The 16570-nt window shown below is 46.7% G+C and carries 12 protein-coding genes and 1 tRNA gene; 2 read left to right on the forward strand and 11 right to left on the reverse strand.

The features are described 5' to 3' along the window. Nucleotides 1–7 precede the first annotated feature (7 nt). The 10 genes from KUV50_RS00400 to KUV50_RS00445 form a co-directional block, all read right to left on the reverse strand. Entirely contained in the window at nt 8–2032 is a 2025-nt protein-coding gene (locus tag KUV50_RS00400) for a BatA domain-containing protein (protein WP_222578094.1), read from the reverse strand. A 12-nt stretch (nt 2033–2044) separates the two neighbouring features. Next, nucleotides 2045–2596, reverse strand: a complete 552-nt coding sequence (gene hemJ, locus KUV50_RS00405) for a protoporphyrinogen oxidase HemJ (protein ID WP_222578095.1) — start codon at nt 2594–2596, stop codon at nt 2045–2047. 13 nt (nt 2597–2609) lie between these two features. Further along, nucleotides 2610–3260: a DUF4159 domain-containing protein gene (locus tag KUV50_RS00410; protein ID WP_222578096.1), complete on the reverse strand. Its 651-nt coding sequence runs from the start codon at nt 3258–3260 to the stop codon at nt 2610–2612. Continuing rightward, the gene (locus tag KUV50_RS00415) at nt 3257–3982 is read right to left on the reverse strand and encodes an RsmE family RNA methyltransferase (RefSeq protein ID WP_222578097.1); all 726 of its coding nucleotides are present in this window, start codon (nt 3980–3982) and stop codon (nt 3257–3259) included. The genes KUV50_RS00410 and KUV50_RS00415 overlap by 4 nt, the downstream gene beginning before the upstream one ends. A gap of 343 nt (nt 3983–4325) precedes the next feature. Next, nucleotides 4326–4718, reverse strand: coding sequence for a M28 family peptidase (locus KUV50_RS00420; protein WP_222578098.1), 393 nt, complete (start codon nt 4716–4718; stop codon nt 4326–4328). A gap of 108 nt (nt 4719–4826) precedes the next feature. After that, nucleotides 4827–6704 carry a monovalent cation:proton antiporter-2 (CPA2) family protein gene (locus KUV50_RS00425; protein ID WP_222578099.1) on the reverse strand — a complete coding sequence of 626 codons (1878 nt, stop codon included), beginning with the start codon at nt 6702–6704 and terminating at the stop codon, nt 4827–4829. Between the two features lie 9 nt (nt 6705–6713). Then, a complete protein-coding gene (locus tag KUV50_RS00430; RefSeq protein WP_222578100.1) occupies nt 6714–8132 on the reverse strand; it encodes a sulfatase-like hydrolase/transferase in 1419 nt (472 codons plus the stop codon). 430 nt (nt 8133–8562) lie between these two features. Next, the gene (locus KUV50_RS00435) at nt 8563–10284 is read right to left on the reverse strand and encodes a fibronectin type III domain-containing protein (protein ID WP_222578101.1); all 1722 of its coding nucleotides are present in this window, start codon (nt 10282–10284) and stop codon (nt 8563–8565) included. A gap of 31 nt (nt 10285–10315) precedes the next feature. Beyond that, nucleotides 10316–13030: a discoidin domain-containing protein gene (locus KUV50_RS00440; RefSeq protein WP_222578102.1), complete on the reverse strand. Its 2715-nt coding sequence runs from the start codon at nt 13028–13030 to the stop codon at nt 10316–10318. Between the two features lie 233 nt (nt 13031–13263). Then, nucleotides 13264–13334: transfer RNA gene (locus KUV50_RS00445), tRNA-Gln, on the reverse strand. Between the two features lie 63 nt (nt 13335–13397). Between KUV50_RS00445 and dinB the strand changes: the two genes are divergently transcribed. Beyond that, the gene (dinB, locus tag KUV50_RS00450; RefSeq protein ID WP_315899901.1) at nt 13398–14777 is read left to right on the forward strand and encodes a DNA polymerase IV; all 1380 of its coding nucleotides are present in this window, start codon (nt 13398–13400) and stop codon (nt 14775–14777) included. Here the strand turns inward: dinB and KUV50_RS00455 are convergent. Then, complete coding sequence (locus KUV50_RS00455) at nt 14772–15017, reverse strand: hypothetical protein (RefSeq protein WP_222578103.1); 246 nt, start codon at nt 15015–15017, stop codon at nt 14772–14774. The two genes, dinB and KUV50_RS00455, sit on opposite strands and share 6 nt — an antisense overlap. A 508-nt stretch (nt 15018–15525) precedes the next feature. Between KUV50_RS00455 and KUV50_RS00460 the strand changes: the two genes are divergently transcribed. After that, nucleotides 15526–16179, forward strand: coding sequence for an outer membrane beta-barrel protein (locus KUV50_RS00460; RefSeq protein WP_222578104.1), 654 nt, complete (start codon nt 15526–15528; stop codon nt 16177–16179). Nucleotides 16180–16570: the final 391 nt, after the last annotated feature.

Here is a 16570-nt window from a genome sequence, read left to right on the forward strand (position 1 = left end):
GGATTGATCAATTTTTGAAAAACCGCAACAACAGGCTTTCCAGGATTAAGAATACCAATGCAAATATAAGACAGTACTTCCAAAATACTTTGCCTCGATCAAATTCTTGAATAAATTGCCCCAATGATGCCATTTGCTCGGCATTCATAAAAATGGTGTGGCCGGTGATTTTTTCTCTTAACTCCTCCGGACTCCATAGATTGACATCACTTTCATACCGCGAAAAGTTCATAGCAAACCGCGCGATGGTCTTATTGGCTTCGACGACCTCGTAAAAACCGGCTTTGCCGATTTGGTCATGCAAAAATATTTCCACCTGATCACCGGTCCGCCGGTAGGACGGAATGAATTGTTGAGTTTCGTTTCGGATCTCGATGGTTTCTGCTTGAAGTTCTTGATCGGGGTTGATAAATATGGATTGATCGTCTCCGATAAAATAAGCCAGTTGATTGGTTTGAGACCTGGAAAGAGCCATCCGGTAAAGCATTGGAATGAAGATATCGGCATGATTTCCCAAAGTATTCCATTGGGCATCCAGAGGTGCTGTAGAGAGGTACATTAAACCATTCCTCGCATGAATTTTGGAAATAAATGGATCCCCGTTTCGGAGGCGAATGAGGTTCGTCTGTGGCGTCCGGCTCCCAGCATTTAAGGTATAATAGGCCTTTACCGAGGGCAGGGCAACTTGCGACTCTTGCTTTTCAAAGACATCCGAAAAAACAAAGTCTTCATAGTTGAGTCCCAGTGCTTCCTGTTCCGCTTGCATCCACGCACCCAGACTGATCTGTGCTGCGTTTTTCAGAAAATTATTGATTCCGGCAGATGCGATTCCAGGACCTGGAAACAGTAACACATTGCCTCCCTCATCCAGATAGCGCAGTAGATTGGACGACAGGCCGGTATTCATGGTCTCGAGGTCATCCAGAATAATGAGGTCTTGTTGGTCAAACTCCGAATACACGATTCTGTCCGGGGTGACAAACTTTTTCTCCACCATGGCCTGGTTTTGAAATGCGGATTGCAAATACCGATTGGGAATGCCCTCATTGATGATAAGCAGCCGCAGCTTGCGCTTTGCATTCAACTGCAGATAATACCGATTATCAAAGGTGACCGGATGATCAGTCACTTCCAGGGTCAATGCCCGTGACTCTGTACCCGACAACTGGATACCGATGGTGTCGATGATAGATTGGCCAGCATCGATCGCCACGGTACTCACGGGTTTTACTTCTTCATTTTCGCGCCATACAATCCGGCTTTCGGCGGCTGCTGTCCCATAATTGGTCAATTTGATGTACATCTGGTTTTCCTGGTTGGCTTCCGGAACCGGAGATTCAAACCAGCAGGAATCAATGCTGATGTTCCGGATCTCCAGCGGTTGAATGGGAACCGGAAAAACGGTTAATGAACTATCGACCTCTATGGGCTGTGTCAAGGCGTTCTGCTGAAAGTCGGAAAGCCAGTAGGCGTGACCGTTGCTTTTCTGTCGGACCGCCGTTTTTCGGATAAATTCATAGACCTGGTTAAAATTCGTGCTTTCGGAACTCAATTCTATTTCGTCGATAAATCCCAGAGCCAGATCCCGATCGACAACCCGATGGGCCGCAGGATTAAGTTGATTGGTCAAAATCTGAAACGAAGTTCCCTCCGGGTAGGACCGGATAATTTCTTTTGCTCTGTTCGCTGCCACCTGGAAGACTGGTGTTTCACTGCTCAGGCCTTCCATGCTAAAAGAATTATCGATAAAAATCGAGACAAAATCGGGCCGTCCCTGTTCGGATTTGGAACTGTCTTGTAGAAAAGGCTGAGCAAAGGCCAACACCAGAAAGACCAGAAAAAATATGCGTGCCAGGAGAACAAGGATGTTTTGTAGACGGGATCGGGTTTGCTTCTGCTCGACCACCTCCTTGAGAAAGCTGACGTTGGAAAAATACTCCGTTCGGTAGCGCTGAAAATAAAACAGGTGTATGATCAACGGAATGAGTATACTAGCCAGGGCAATCAGAAAAAGTGGAAAAGCAAATTGCATGTATATCGTTCTTTATTTTTTAAATGATTTTTGAGATTTTCGTCTGGTTTTATACCAGGAAGCTGCGGCGAAAAGTACGATCGCAAATACCATGAACCCGATCAATCCATACAACGCATTGAACGTATTTTTTAATACGACCAAAAAAACAATTGCAACCAACAAAATTGTGGCGACCTCATTAAAAAGCCGCAACCGAAATGGAGCCCACTTTATTTGTTGGTCGCTAAGTTGGCGAATAATTCGACCACAATACCAATGATACACCAACAAACCAGCTACCAGTAATAACTTAGCGAGCATCCAGGGCGTTTGCAATAATTCCGGTCGAAGCCCTAGCATCCCTATACCCGCAATCAACGTGATGACCATAGCGGGTGTGGTAATGATCTGATACAACCGACGGATCATGACCTTGTATTGGGCTTGTAAAATTTGTTGTTTTTGCGTGGTTTCATCTGCAGCCTCCCGGTAGTAGACGAACAGTCGAACCAGGTAGAACAAACCGGCGAACCAGCTGACAACACCGATTATATGAATGGATTTTGTGATCAGGTAGAACATACAGCCCCGGCTTTTAATGGATGAATACGTATTGGATCAGGTTCGCCCCCATTTGCAGGGCCTGCAACCGCTTTTCAGGCGGATCGTTATGGACCGATTCATCTTCCCATCCATTCCCCAGGTCGGTTTCATAACTATAGAAACAAACCAGCCGGCCTTCATAGATCAATCCAAATCCCTGCGGTGGCTTTCCATCGTGCTCATGTATTTTGGGCAGACCTTGTGGGAATTTATATTTTTGGTGATAGATGGGATGATCAAATGGCAGCTCGACAAAGTCTAGTTCAGGAAATACCTTCTTCATGGCTACTCGAACATACGGATCCATACCATAATTATCATCGATGTGTAAAAATCCACCAGCGAGCAGATACATTCTAAGATTGTTGGCTTCCTGATCATCAAACACGACGTTGCCATGACCGGTCATATGAACGAACGGAAGGTTAAATAACTCCGGACTGCCTACATCGACAGTGATATAATCATCATCGATATTGGTTCTCAGCGTTCGGTTAGAAAACTGAATCAGGTTGGGTAAAGAAGTGGGATTGGCGTACCAGTCACCTCCTCCCCGATACTTTAACAAGCCTATGGGTGTTTTTTGTGCGGCCACCGATAGGTGTAAAAAAGCCAGGAAAATCAGTGAAAAGAGATATTTCATTGGGTTGCTTGGGTTTTTATCTGATAACAACTTTTAATAATCTGCACAGCAGCTATCGCTGCCGTTTCTGTTCGTAGCCGGTTCATTCCCAGAGAAACGGGATTCCACCCCGCTTTTAGCGCAATTTCCGATTCTTCCGGAGTGAAATCACCTTCGGGTCCGATCAGTATGTGAACGGGATTTTTCCCACTGTATTGCTGCTCCAGGGTTCGGGTCTCTTCCCGTTCAACAGCCGTAGCTATATAGCGTTCGTGTGCCTTGTAGCCGGACTGACCAATGTATGTGCTGAACTCCATGGGTGAATCAAGAATAGGAACATGCGGATTAAAGGATTGTTGAACCGCTGATTGAATGATTTTCCGGGCGCGATCTACCCGAAGCTTAGGTTTTACAGTTCGTTCACATTGCAATGGTGTAATTCGGTGTACCCCGATCTCTGTGGCTTTTTCGAGGAATACTTCAAAACGACTTTCTTTCTTGATCAGTGAGCAGGCCACATGCACTTCCCAGTTTTTCTGAATGAATTCTTCGTCCAGGATGACTGCTTCGACATTTTGATTGGTTGCACTTTCAATAATTGCTGTGAAGATCAATCCCTTCCCGTCACTGGCATGAATCGAGTCTCCCGGTTTTTTGCGTAAACTGCGTACCATGTGGTGGGATACTTCGGTGCTGAAAAATATCCGGTTGTCTTTCTGATGATCGATGAGAAATAGTGCCATGATGCAATGATAATGATTTTTGCACTTCTCCGGTATCGAAATGATATTTTGACAGCTCTGTATTTTGATAACTGCTGCGCCAGCTCTAAAATGCATAAGGTATTCCGCCCCTGACAGCTCATCCGTTATCTTGTTATTTTCAAATCATACATAACATCCCCCTTTGATTTCAAATGAGATGTCTCGCCAGCCCATGCGTTCAATTCCAAAGCCTGGCCTCTTTTTTATTCCCCTTCGCGTACCCTATAGATGCAGTGGTGGCCGATGGCTCTGGATCACCGATGTTCATTTCATAAAATTAAATAATGCGTGGGCAAGACTGTTTACCGCATCGGTCATAATTTCAAAAGGGGGGTTCTTCCAGACAAAAGGAAATAAAATCAATGCCATAGGTCAACTTATCTCCATGCTCAGTCAGCATTCGCGCCAGTTCTAACAGACCGGCAACACTACTGGCATTATCATCTGCACCGGGCTGCTCTTTATACACATCATAATGGGCGCCAATAATAAAACGATTTGTTTTTTCGGGTTGGTAAGAAGCGATAATGTTTGCGTAGATATTTTCTTTAGCTTCCCACTGTTGCCGGGATGTGGGTAAACCGGTTTTCTTGAATTCATTTTCGATATAACAAGCTGCTTTGTTGAGACTTTCGATGTTTTTATAGTTTCTATACGGGTAAATGGATGTCAGAAATTTCACATGCTGAAACAAGCTTTCTTTGTTTGCCTTCATTTTATTTCGTTACATACTTCGTTTGCTTGGGTACAAAAATAAAGGCTGATTGTTTATGTGCCTATGCGTCCGCATAGGTGCAGTACCCAAACCGGATTATAATTCTATTCATGATTTGGCCTGCGATTCAGCGGTCTTTCTGTGGGCATCGATCTTGCTTTTACCAATATTGAGGTCTTCGGCCATCAGTTTTTCTTGCAACGCAATTTCCTCTCTGACCTGGAATAAATACTCTTTTTTATTGGTGACCGTATCAGCTAATCTTGCCATACTCTCCTGATCGTATTTTATAAATTTATCCACCTGGGTTTGGGTAGCTTCCTGATCAAATCCCAGATCGCTCAATACGTCGCCAGCCATTTTGATGGATGTGCCAAAATATTCCCGATAAATGTGCCGGACACCCAGCTTGCGGAGTTCGTAGGCGTCAAAGGTGTTCTTAGCCCGGACCATGTATTTTAGATTGGGGTATTTGGTTTTTAATTTACGGACAAGCTCCAGTTTCGCGTCTGTGTCGTCGATGGCCAGGATGATGATATCGGCAGCGGCGATCCCCGCAGATTCCAGTAAGTCCATCCGGGTTCCGTCCCCGTAATACACCTCAAATCCCATTTTTCTCAAAAAGTCGACACGATTGGAATCATGGTCCAATACGGTTGCTTCCACCCCGTGTGCTCGTAGAAAACGACCAATGGTACTACCAAAATGACCAAATCCCAGTAAAATAATTTTGTGTTTCTTTTCAATCTGGTCCATGGGGCGAACTTCCGATTCCCTGGTGCCCACACGAGGAAGAATTAGCCGCTCGTTAATCATCCCCAGGATCGGTGTGATGGTCATGGTCAGTGCAGTGACGGCTAGCATGATATCCAGCTGCTCTCTGGTAAGGATGTAAAGCTCAAATGAGAAAGAGAGTAATACAAAGGCGAATTCACCGATTTGAGCCAAACCCACGGCCAGGAGGAGACGTTGGTCGATTTTTAACCGAAAGATAAATCCCACCACATACAAGATGACCGCTTTGATAACGATGACCCCCACAACCAGGCCGCTGACCACAAGGGGATTGTCGCCGATAACCAGGAAGTTTATCGAGGTTCCTACAGCCATAAAGAACAGCCCCAGCAATAAAGCTTTGAAAGGGTCCAGGGTGGATTCCAGTTCGTGTTTGAATTCACTGGTGGCGAGAACCACTCCACCCAGAAATGCACCCAGAGCGGGACTCAGTCCGACCAATTCCATCAGCCAGGAAATACCAAAAACAATAAGCAGGGCCATGGCGACCAATAATTCACGTACACCACTCTTGGCCACTCGTCGGAGCATCGGTACGATGAGGTATCGGCCTGCGATCACGATCGAAATAATCGAAAGCAGGATGGCTATCGTTTGGATCCAGAGCGGTAGATTTTCCAGCAGGTAGTGACGCTCTGTACCATTCTGACTACCTTGTGTCTGCATGGGATCAATGTTGGACAACAGAGGCAGTACCCCCAGCATAAGAATCACGATGATATCCTGAAAAAGTAAAATGGAAAAAGACGATTTTCCTCCTGTGGTATGGAACAATCCGTTTTCTTTGATGGACTGCAGCGATATGGCCGTCGATGAAAGCGCCACTGCCATTGATATGGTCAATGCAATCCGCCATTCGACGCCGAGCCAAATTAAGATAAAATAACTGAGTAATATGGAGCCGATAACCTGAGCGCCGCCCATGCCGAAGATAGCTTTTCTCATTCGCCAAAAACTTCTGAGATCAATATCGAGACCGACCAGGAAAAGCATCATGACCACGCCAAACTCTGCAAAATGCAAAATATCCTGACCTTCCTGACCGACAAAGCCCAATAAAAAAGGCCCGATTATGATGCCTGCAAACAGATAACCGAGTACAGAACTCAAACCCAATCTCCGGGCGATCGGCACGCAAATGATGGCTCCGGTAAGAAAGACTATGGCTTCAAAGAGAATACTACCGCTCATAAATTACATTCATTTCTGCTCCGGAAAAAATTGTGCTTTGTGTTGTTCTGCCCATTGTACCATCATCTGACTTTCGTCCGGATACTTGGAGTGTACATTCCCTTTCTCATAGGGATCATGAATCAGATCAAAAAGACTGGTGTCGATCATCGTATTTTCATAGTGACCGGGTAACCCATCTGTACCGGCTACATCCAGTGACCGGTATGAATGGGGAAGATGGAGTTTCCAGGTCCCGTCCGCTGCGATGACACCTTCGAAGTTTTTTCCGGTCGAGAAGGGGTAGTAATCATGTGGATTTTTAGCACCCGGTTTGTCCAGAATTAGATCCCATACATCCAGCCCGTCAATTTCATTGGCCGGGAGTTGCGTTTCGGTGACCGCACAGAGCGTGGGTAAAATATCCACGGAATTTATCATGTGGAGTGATTTCGTGCCGGGTTCGATGACGCCGGGGTACTTGATGATACAGGGATTTCGCAGTCCACCATCAAATCCGGTGGCTTTCCCTTCCCGGTAGCCGGTCACACCTGCATGGTTCCCATAGGCCAACCAGGGACCGTTGTCGGATGCAATGAATATAAACAACGTATGGTCTTCGAGACCCTGATCTTTCAAGGTCTGATTGACCTGTCCGACCGACCAATCGAGTTCCATCATAACATCACCATACAAACCGGTTCCTGATTTACCTTCAAATTTATCACTACAAAAAATGGGGACATGTGGCATGGAATGCGGCAGATAAAGAAAAAAAGGTTCGTCCTTATGCCGTTTGATAAAATCCACAGCGCGTTCTGTGTACCAGGTCGTTAGCATCTTTTGATCTTCCTCATCGACGGTGTCAATGGTGATGTTACCGTTCTCCCAATACTGCAACGGCCACTGACCCCAGTACGCCGGATTGCCTGGATGATGCTTCCACATATCATTGGAATACATCAGACCACAGGACTCGTCAAAACCCCGGTCCTGCGGCCGCTGGCCATCCACATCGCCTAAATGCCACTTCCCAAAACTGGCCGTGGCATACCCGTTTTTCTTCAGAGCTTCGGCCAATGTAGCAAATTGTGGATCAAGGCCGGGTTGGTGCGGTCCATGAGCTCCAAACACCCGGGTACGACCCGGATAGCAACCTGATAGGAGCACGGCGCGGGAAGCCGAACAAATCGCCTGAGGTACATGAAAATTGTAAAAACTACGGCCTTCGCTCGCCAAAGTCTCTACATGCGGGGTGGGATAGTGGGGGGTGCCAAAGGGTGCAAAATCATCAAAGGCACCGTCATCGAGCATGATCAATACAATGTTGGGCTTCTGGTCCTGATCTTTTTTAGCCATGGCGGATTGACAGGATTGGCTGACCAGCGTGGTCAGGACATATACAAGAGCAAGGCAATGTGAAAAAAGGTGTATTCTAAATCCCATCATTTATTATTTTTATGATTGCAACACTTTGGTGACCATGCCGGTCCTGAAAGTGTTTGTGTAGATGTTTTAATGTCTTTTTTTTTAGATAACTTACTGACCAGGGATTTTCTTGATTGTTCACATTGAAATTTAAGAAAAGGCAAGGTTTTGCCCGGATTCAACTCTAATGAGCGTCTGGCTTTAGCTCGTTAATTATTTTCTTTTTCAATGCAGGAGCAATCCTTTGAAATTACCCCAACCCGTCATGCGTCCGCCATATGCTATCACAGTTTAGAATTCGTTCACCACATACTTATTCGTGTGGTGTTTGATGTGCATGACCTTTGCATTGATCGTTCTCCTTTCTAAATAATGAACTGCCAATATTTTAAAATAAGCTTATTTACTTCCGGTTCTTCTATTGTACAAATTACGAAAATTACTACAAATATCAATGGACCGCAGGAAAGACTTCCAGCCGGTCAATTCTCGGTGCTTTCTTTCCGTCGACAGAGCGGAGTTCAATGCGGTTCGTACCTTTCTTAAAGAAAGTATTGATCAATACACTTTTCTTCCATCGGTTTTCTTTTTCTGTTGCTAAAAAAGTGAGCGGCTCTTTTAATTTTTGATCATTTATCCACAGTTCCAGATGCCCGGTATCGGGACCGGGGTGAGAATATCGGAACCGCAGGGTATAGTCGTCCGAATGGTGGGCAGGCACGGTCCAGGTCAGGGTGGCTTTATCGCCAAAGGTGTGATCAAACCAGGCAAATCCTTGTTGACTGTATCCTGTAAAGTCCGAATCAATATATACCGGGCCATTCCGGGTGGCCAGTTCTGCACTGAGGGTAATTCCACCTTTGGTCATCAAGGTACTGATGGGGTGGGTCAGTGAGGGCGAGCTGAATAACGGTGGATATTCGTCGATGACCTGCCCGAATTCGTTGATTGCGCGGATGTAGCTCTTTTCCTGAAAGAGAGAGACCAGTACAGCGTTTCTTTCGCGGACAATTTTATCGATGTACCAAAGAGTGTCAGTAGATTTTGGCGCTTTTAGCTGTGTACCCCATCCGCCGTCACCTATATAAAGGGTCCCGTCCGGATCGACTTTATTCGCCTTGATTCGGGGTGTTCGTTTGTACACGTGATCATGAAACTCAAAAGCCATCGGGACATGGTACCGGTCGAATAAGGGTGTCCAGTATTTTCGAACCCGCATGGACGTTTTCTGATCAAAAGGTTTCACTGAAGGATAACCCGGGACATGATACGCGGGAAATACATGGGGCCTGTTTTTTCGTTGACGAAGTGTCTTTTTGAGCCACTTGGTTTGTTCCCCGTCAATGCGATTGGAATGGTCAGAATCCAGCGCGATAATGGTCAGGTAATCTCCAAAATCCAATGCGCGGTATCCCGGTTGCCCAGGGAAGGCCAGGAGTTGATAAAAGAATGGGGCTATCGCCTGCCGGGTGGAATCATTGTCCCAGTATTTTTCATCGAGATTTCCGATGCTTTGATTCGTTTCATGATTGCCTATGGTTACCACAATAGGAATAACATTCCCATCGTCATCGATTAAAGTGTTTTTGATGGCATCAAACCACTCATACCATCGCCAAACCTCATCAGGCTTACCATCTGCATAGGCCAGGTCGCCACCCCAGAAAATGAAATGGGGATGATACTGTAAGATCAATTTGTTCGTGCGTTCCATCCATATTTTTCGGGCTTCGTGGCCGCGGTCGAACGTATCGCCTCCGACTACGAATAACAGGGGCTCTCGGTCAATGGCGGTCGGCATGGTCCGGAAGTAATAGGTTCGATTGTATTCCCCGATCCGGAATGCATACCGGGTGTCGGGTTGCAAGCCGGTAAGTTCTTTTCTCAGGATAGTGCGGTCCGAATGTGGAAAATCAAGTGCTACGGCGGTTGTGGTTTGCCACTCTTTATCTTCATTTGCTTTCTTGTAGTGGACTATCGGTGTAGCGGATGGTGCGGTGAGTTCATGCCAGTCGATAACCATGGTCGTCGTTGGGTCCTTTTTCCAGGTCAGATACAAGGCCAGTGGTTCTTCCTGACTCTCCGCGATCGGGATCAGCGATATACAGAAAATGGCCACGAATGAAAGTCGGAGTAGACATCTGCTGGACAGGGCGTTGAGGTATGATGCCATAGCTTTTTGAGTTTAAAATCGCATTAAAATACTAAACCGGAGATTTTTCTCGAACATATATAATCAGATTCTTCATCCCCCATGGGGTATCTGCGTTTGTATTGGTTTTTATCTTGAGGTGCCGAACCAACGAATCCGAGTTAATAGCCACTGTGTTGGTGCCGGGATGACCGGTATCTTCGGCAGTGGTTTCCCAGTGTTGGCCATCAGCTGACACCAATATTGTGAAGGATTCCGGGTATTCTGACTTCCCGCTATCAAACTGGATTTCAGCCACTCGAACCGGCTCGGGGAATGTGATGTGGTACCACGAATCTGGTGATTGTTTCTGTTCCGTTCGCCACCCTTTGAATGAGAAAGCGTAGCGGGGATCTCTTGTAGAACCTACACCACGCAGGGCTGTACTACTCGCCGTCACTCGTTGAATGTGCTGAGCTGGCATTGGCCGGGGTACTTCCTGGATCAGCTCGGCATAGGGATATGGGTTTTTCCTATTTTTTGTTTGAGCTCTGACTTGCGCAATGTAATCGGGATACACAAAGCTCGCTTTATTGCCAAAATCATTGCGAATATAAGAAATCACGGAGGCGATGTAGGTATCATCATTGCTATCCATGGCGATCATCAGGCTTTCATATTCGCGGCCGTCGATAGCGCCGGTCAGACCGTGGAGAAGGACTTTCGCCGCGTATTCGGGGTGACCGGTGATGTTGGGCGAACCAGAAAAAGCAGGAGCGATGATATCTTGACCACCGGTACCGGATGGGGTTCCGAGCCCTTTCTTGCCGTGACATGTAGCACAAAATCCATCGAATATTTTTTTTCCGGCATCGTAGAGCGCTAACTCTTCCTTGGTGAATTGGCTGGATTTTAGTTTTTTATTTTCTGCGTGGTTTTTCAAGAGTTGGTCACCGACCACTTGCACACCCTTTTCGGGCCGGGTTTCCATGGCTTCTTGCACGTGATTCGGGGTGTTGTCTATATCCAGAATCGACAGGGTCTGCATGGCCTGGATCACCACATTTACGTCCGGATCCTTCAATAACTTCAGGTAATGATTTTCCAGGGACGATTGTCCGTATTTGTATAGCGATTCGCTGGCGCGCAATGCTTGTTTGCGGATCATCGGACTGGCGTCCTGCATCAGCAGGACGGTTTGTTCCAGGGGAAGTGCCCGAAGCCCTTCCAGTGTCCAAATGGCATGAATGCGTGCTAATTCGTTGGTGTCATGCAGCATCATTTCTTCCAGCTGTGCTACCACAGAATGGTCCTGACGCAGGATCAACAGTTGCTGCGCTTTGTCCCGCCACCAACCATTGGGATGGCTGAGGTGTTCGACCAATGTACTGGAAGGTTCATCAAACATTCTTGGCTGTTCTTTACTTCGGTCCATGCCGTCATAAGTTAACCGCCAGATGCGGCCGTTTCTAATGATGTCATCCATCTGATATTGCTGAATTTTCGTTCGCAGATAACTACCATCCTGGGTCCAGGTGCCCTCCTGGATGATTCCCCGGTACATATCGACGATATACATGGTGCCATCCGGTGCGGTGGCTATATCCACGGGACGAAATAGGGGGTCGGTCGACTGGATGAATTCGGACTGATTCTCAATGTGAGCATTTTGGATGTAGGTCAGACCTTCTCGTTTGGAGGAATGGACCTGACGGATAATACGGGCCACGGGTTCGCCGTAGAAGTAATTTCCCTGCAATTCCCGGGGGAGGCGATCTCCTCTGAACACGTCATTACCGGCAGCACCGGTCACATTGGATAAAGAACCATCCGGTTTGACCTCCCGCATGCCAGGTTCAAAATCGGCCAGTCGCACCAGGCTGTACGGTACCCGGAAGCCGTCCTCATATTGGCCCTTGACATCGTAATTGCCATATACGATGGGAAATTGAAAATTGGCTGGAACGCCGCTCGCCCCACCTTGCATCCAGATGAGTCCATAGTCATCCTGAGTGACTCCCCATTGACCATGCGGGTGACCGGATCGCTCCTGGATTACCCCTTCCGGGGTCCATCGTATGCGTTTGGCATTGTAGGTGCTGTACATCCAGTTGTCCATCGCCCAGGTGAGAAAACTGGTTTGATGTTCGACGTTGCCGGACCGGCCCAACCCGCTGGCAAACAACTCTTTTTTATCAGCTTTTCCGTCTCCGTCCGTGTCGGTATATTTGTATACCTCATCCTCATTGGACTCCATGGAGAGGATGGTGTTGGGACCGAAAGGGACGACAAACCGCGGAAAAACGAGGCTATCCAGGAAAACCACGCCCTTGTCATAGGTTCCGTCCTGGTTTGTATCTTCCCACCTGGAAATGCGACTCACCGGCATTAATTCATCGGTGGCATCGATGTCCTGCATGTAGGTGCGGAGTTCCAGTACATACATGCGGCCATTTCCATCAAATTGGATGGCGGCGGGTTCTATGATCTGGGGTTCCGTCAAGACAGGAGTAAGTTCGTAGCCCGGTTGAAGTACAAATGATTTTAGTTCTTCCTGTGGTGAGACCGGCACGACGGGTGATTTTGGACTGAGGTCGATGCCTTTCCATCGAGGAGAGGTTGTGTCTGCATCAGGTGGTAAAGCGATGACGGGATAGGGTGGTTCAGATCTCGAGGGATCCACATGGTATGCTGGTTCTTTAAGCTCACCGGTGGTATTGTTCTGGCAGGAATTGAATGTAAATAGACTGGTCGAAAACAACAGTATCAGCTTGGTTATACGGTTCATGTGTTCTTGAATGATGAAATGATTGGATTGCTAAATTAAAAAAATACTGTGATATTCTTCAATCCGTGTTGTAAGTTGAAACCTATAGTGAAACTTTGCGCTGAGTGCATACGAACCGCACTTGTGGATGGTATTGTAGTTGAGGGGGCTTAGTCGGTTTGTGTACTAAGAAAAAAGAGTGGAATAATCCGGTGGTAAGGGGAGGGTATTTGAGAATCGGAATAAAAAGGAAGTAGACCCACAAGGACTCGAACCTTGACTGACGGTACCAAAAACCGGAGTGCTACCATTACACCATGGGTCTATCCATTTTGCCCGAAGGCGGTGCAAATTTAATAATTATTTTTGGATATAAGAAATAACTGTGGTGAATTTTTTAAGCTTCTTGCAAAAACAGCAAGGGCGCAGATCTGGTGTAGGGTGTTGGCAGGATGAGGTATATCCAGGTTTGGAGAAAAAGGTTGGCGAGAATGTGAAAATATATTTATGTCGAAATATTCGACATTTGGTAAAAAAAGCAGATATTTGGAAAGGAATACAGGCCGGAACAAACGCTTTGATTTGGAAGAGCGGCCGTGCCGAAAATGATTTGACGATAAGTGCTATGTTTGACCGTGCGATTGTACATATGGATCTGGATTCTTTTTTTGTTTCCGTGGAGCGGTTGCGAAACACCTCCCTGGAAGGCAAACCGCTGTTGATTGGGGGGATAAGCAGCCGGGGCGTGGTGGCATCCTGTAGTTATGAAGCGCGTCGCTTTGGAGTTCATTCTGCGATGCCGATGAAGACGGCGCTGCGGTTGTGTCCTCAGGCGATTGTCATGCGGGGGGATATGGATGAATATTCGAAGTACTCCCGGCTGATCACGGATGTGATCCGGGAAGAAGCGCCCGTATTTGAGAAGTCATCGATCGATGAATTTTACCTTGATATTAGCGGAATGGACCGTTATTTTGGATGTTTCAAATGGACGAAAGAACTGCGTCAGAAGATCATCCGGGAATCGGGGTTGCCCATCTCGTTTGGATTGTCTGTGAACAAACTGGTCTCAAAAATCGGTGCCGGCGAAGTCAAGCCCAACGGGGAGAGTCAGGTTGCGAAGGGCGCCGAGCGCGAGTTCATCGCGCCGTTGTCGACTCGCAAGATTCCGGGGATCGGCAAGGAAACGTACAAGAAACTGAGTTTTATGGGCGTGCGACAGGTGCGGACTTTGCGTGAAGTGCCCGTACGTTTGCTGGAACGGGAGTTTGGCAAGCACGGCCGTCAGCTCTGGAGCAAAGCCAATGCGATCGATCCTTCGGAGGTCATTCCCTATACAGAACAAAAGTCGATTTCCAAGGAGCGGACCTTTTCCGATGACACACTGGATATTCAGTTTGTACGGCATAAAATCATGAGCATGGTGGACGACCTGGCTTTTGAACTGCGTCAGAAGAACCAGATGACGGGCGTGGTGACAATCAAGATCCGGTATGCCGATTTCAATACCTATACCCGTCAGAAGAAAATTCCTTATACGGCGAATAATAAAGTGCTGGTTGATCACTTGCTGGAATTATTCAAAAAACTGTACCAGCGCCGCCAGCTGATCCGGTTGATCGGTGTGAAATTTGGTGGATTGGTGCATGGAAGTGATCAACTCTCGTTGTTTGATGATACCATGCGGGATATTCAGTTGCTGGAGCAGATGGATCACATCCGGGAACGGTTTGGTACGGGGGCTATTCACCGGGCGTCGTCGTTATGATTTTTTGAGTTCCTGGCGGATATTTTCTACATGTTGTGGAGTGACTTCGGCGACCCTGCTGATAAATGAATTGTCAAAACCTTCCTGAATCAAGTTTTTTATGGTTAGATATTTTCCTTTTTCCATGCCTTTTTCCATGCCTTTCACCATTCCCTCTTCCAGCCCCTTATCCATCAATTGCATGATGTAATTCTTTGTTCTGTCGGCTGTGGGCCATATAGTGTCTTCAAATTTTTGCATTATTTTTTTCTTTTGATCTTTGAACAAGTCGAATAAATAAACATAATAGGATAGGTTGTCTGAAGATTCCCTGTGGATTCCAATTTACTGAGATATTCAAAAATATCCTCTGCAATATGTTATTTGGTCTGCGACCCTTCACCGGGTCGGTAAATCTGTGTATGCAAATACTAATAAAATGGGACCTCTCTGAGGTCCGCTTACCCTCACCACCGACATGTTGTGGTAAAAATATCATGATTTAACACCTTAGGCTGTTAGTTGAAACACCGAACGTGATTGACCCGTTTGCGGGTCACAGTTTATTAGTAAATGGGGTAAGAAAAGATTCGACCTCAGAGAGGTCGCAATGTTGGCCTTCGCCAAACGGACGATATACCCGATTCGCTTTCAAAAAATTCGTATTAACATCCTTTATGATTTTATTGGGAATACTCCATTGGGAATCATCGTCGTCTATGTGAACGGATGATGGTATCAATTTTTGATCACATAAAAACAAGTCGCTATGAAAAAGCAATGGATGTTCGCAATATTAATGATACTCTTCGGATGGACGGCTTCTCAGGCCCAAAGTTCTGTTTCACAGAGTAATATAAACTATGGATTGGGGGGTGGAATTGGGATGTCTCACTTCATATGGGAGGGAATAGGTGCTTCATTGGACGACCTGGGGGTACTCAGTAATGATCCGATCGTAGCCTACGGAGTTCATGGATACATCGGAATCAGACCTTCACATCGGTTTGGTCTGTCCTTCGAACCCGGTTATAGCCGTCGCGGTGGGAAGGTGGGTTTGCTTCCAGAGGTGGTACCGGTAGATGCAACCTGGAAAATGGACTACATTCAGCTACCTGCCCTGCTGGACTTTTATGTAACGGATCGAATCAGTGTCTCCGCCGGACCGGAACTGGCTTGGCGTGTGAATTCCAATGCGGAGTACCTCGGCGTGGTATCCGCTTCATTGGATCAGAAATTTTCCGCTGGTATTCTGGCTGGTATTCAGGTTGCGATCCACGATAACGTGGAAGTGGGCGTGCGGTACCACCGGGCTTTGACATCCGCTGCATCCATCGATTTGCCTGGTATCGGAGCATGGATCAAGCCCAAGTTGTCCTTGAAAAACCAGTATGTGCAGGTTATGGCCCGGTACCGGTTATAAGAGCTCAAAGCAGAAAAGCTCAAAGGGTCAAGCTGAAAGCTTAAAGGGGAAAGCAGAAAAGCTCAAAGGGGAAAGGTGGAAGAGGAAATGAGTAAGGAGTGTAGGGTAAGAATGTTTTAGGCATCAAGCGGGGCGGCGCACGGACAACCAACTATGGGGTAGACCGCCGCTGTTTTTAGCAAAGAGTACTTATGATGTGCTTATAACTAACTGGATTAGGAAGATCCTGCTTCCAGAGTAAAAGAAAGTGTGGCCCAATTACTTAAGCGCAGCGTTTCGGCCGTATAACTACGAACGACAAATGACGCATTACAAACTAAGGACGTAGATATTATCTTCAAAAAACAAAAGTCCCCAACGAGTTGGGGAGAAAATGTGGTCGGATTTGTTG

The sequence above is a fragment of the Membranihabitans marinus genome, assembly GCF_019802045.1.
In the GTDB taxonomy this organism is placed as follows: Bacteria; Bacteroidota; Bacteroidia; order Chitinophagales; family Saprospiraceae; genus Membranihabitans; species Membranihabitans marinus_A.

Coding starts and splice junctions, on each gene's coding strand:
- KUV50_RS00420 (WP_222578098.1), bottom strand. CDS start 4,718: ATGAAGGCAAACAAAGAAAGCTTGTTTCAGCATGTGAAATTTCTGACA.
- KUV50_RS00430 (WP_222578100.1), bottom strand. CDS start 8,132: ATGATGGGATTTAGAATACACCTTTTTTCACATTGCCTTGCTCTTGTA.
- KUV50_RS00410 (WP_222578096.1), bottom strand. CDS start 3,260: ATGAAATATCTCTTTTCACTGATTTTCCTGGCTTTTTTACACCTATCG.
- KUV50_RS00440 (WP_222578102.1), bottom strand. CDS start 13,030: ATGAACCGTATAACCAAGCTGATACTGTTGTTTTCGACCAGTCTATTT.
- KUV50_RS00400 (WP_222578094.1), bottom strand. CDS start 2,032: ATGCAATTTGCTTTTCCACTTTTTCTGATTGCCCTGGCTAGTATACTC.
- KUV50_RS00425 (WP_222578099.1), bottom strand. CDS start 6,704: ATGAGCGGTAGTATTCTCTTTGAAGCCATAGTCTTTCTTACCGGAGCC.
- hemJ (WP_222578095.1), bottom strand. CDS start 2,596: ATGTTCTACCTGATCACAAAATCCATTCATATAATCGGTGTTGTCAGC.
- KUV50_RS00415 (WP_222578097.1), bottom strand. CDS start 3,982: ATGGCACTATTTCTCATCGATCATCAGAAAGACAACCGGATATTTTTC.
- KUV50_RS00455 (WP_222578103.1), bottom strand. CDS start 15,017: ATGCAAAAATTTGAAGACACTATATGGCCCACAGCCGACAGAACAAAG.
- KUV50_RS00435 (WP_222578101.1), bottom strand. CDS start 10,284: ATGGCATCATACCTCAACGCCCTGTCCAGCAGATGTCTACTCCGACTT.
- KUV50_RS00460 (WP_222578104.1), top strand. CDS start 15,526: ATGAAAAAGCAATGGATGTTCGCAATATTAATGATACTCTTCGGATGG.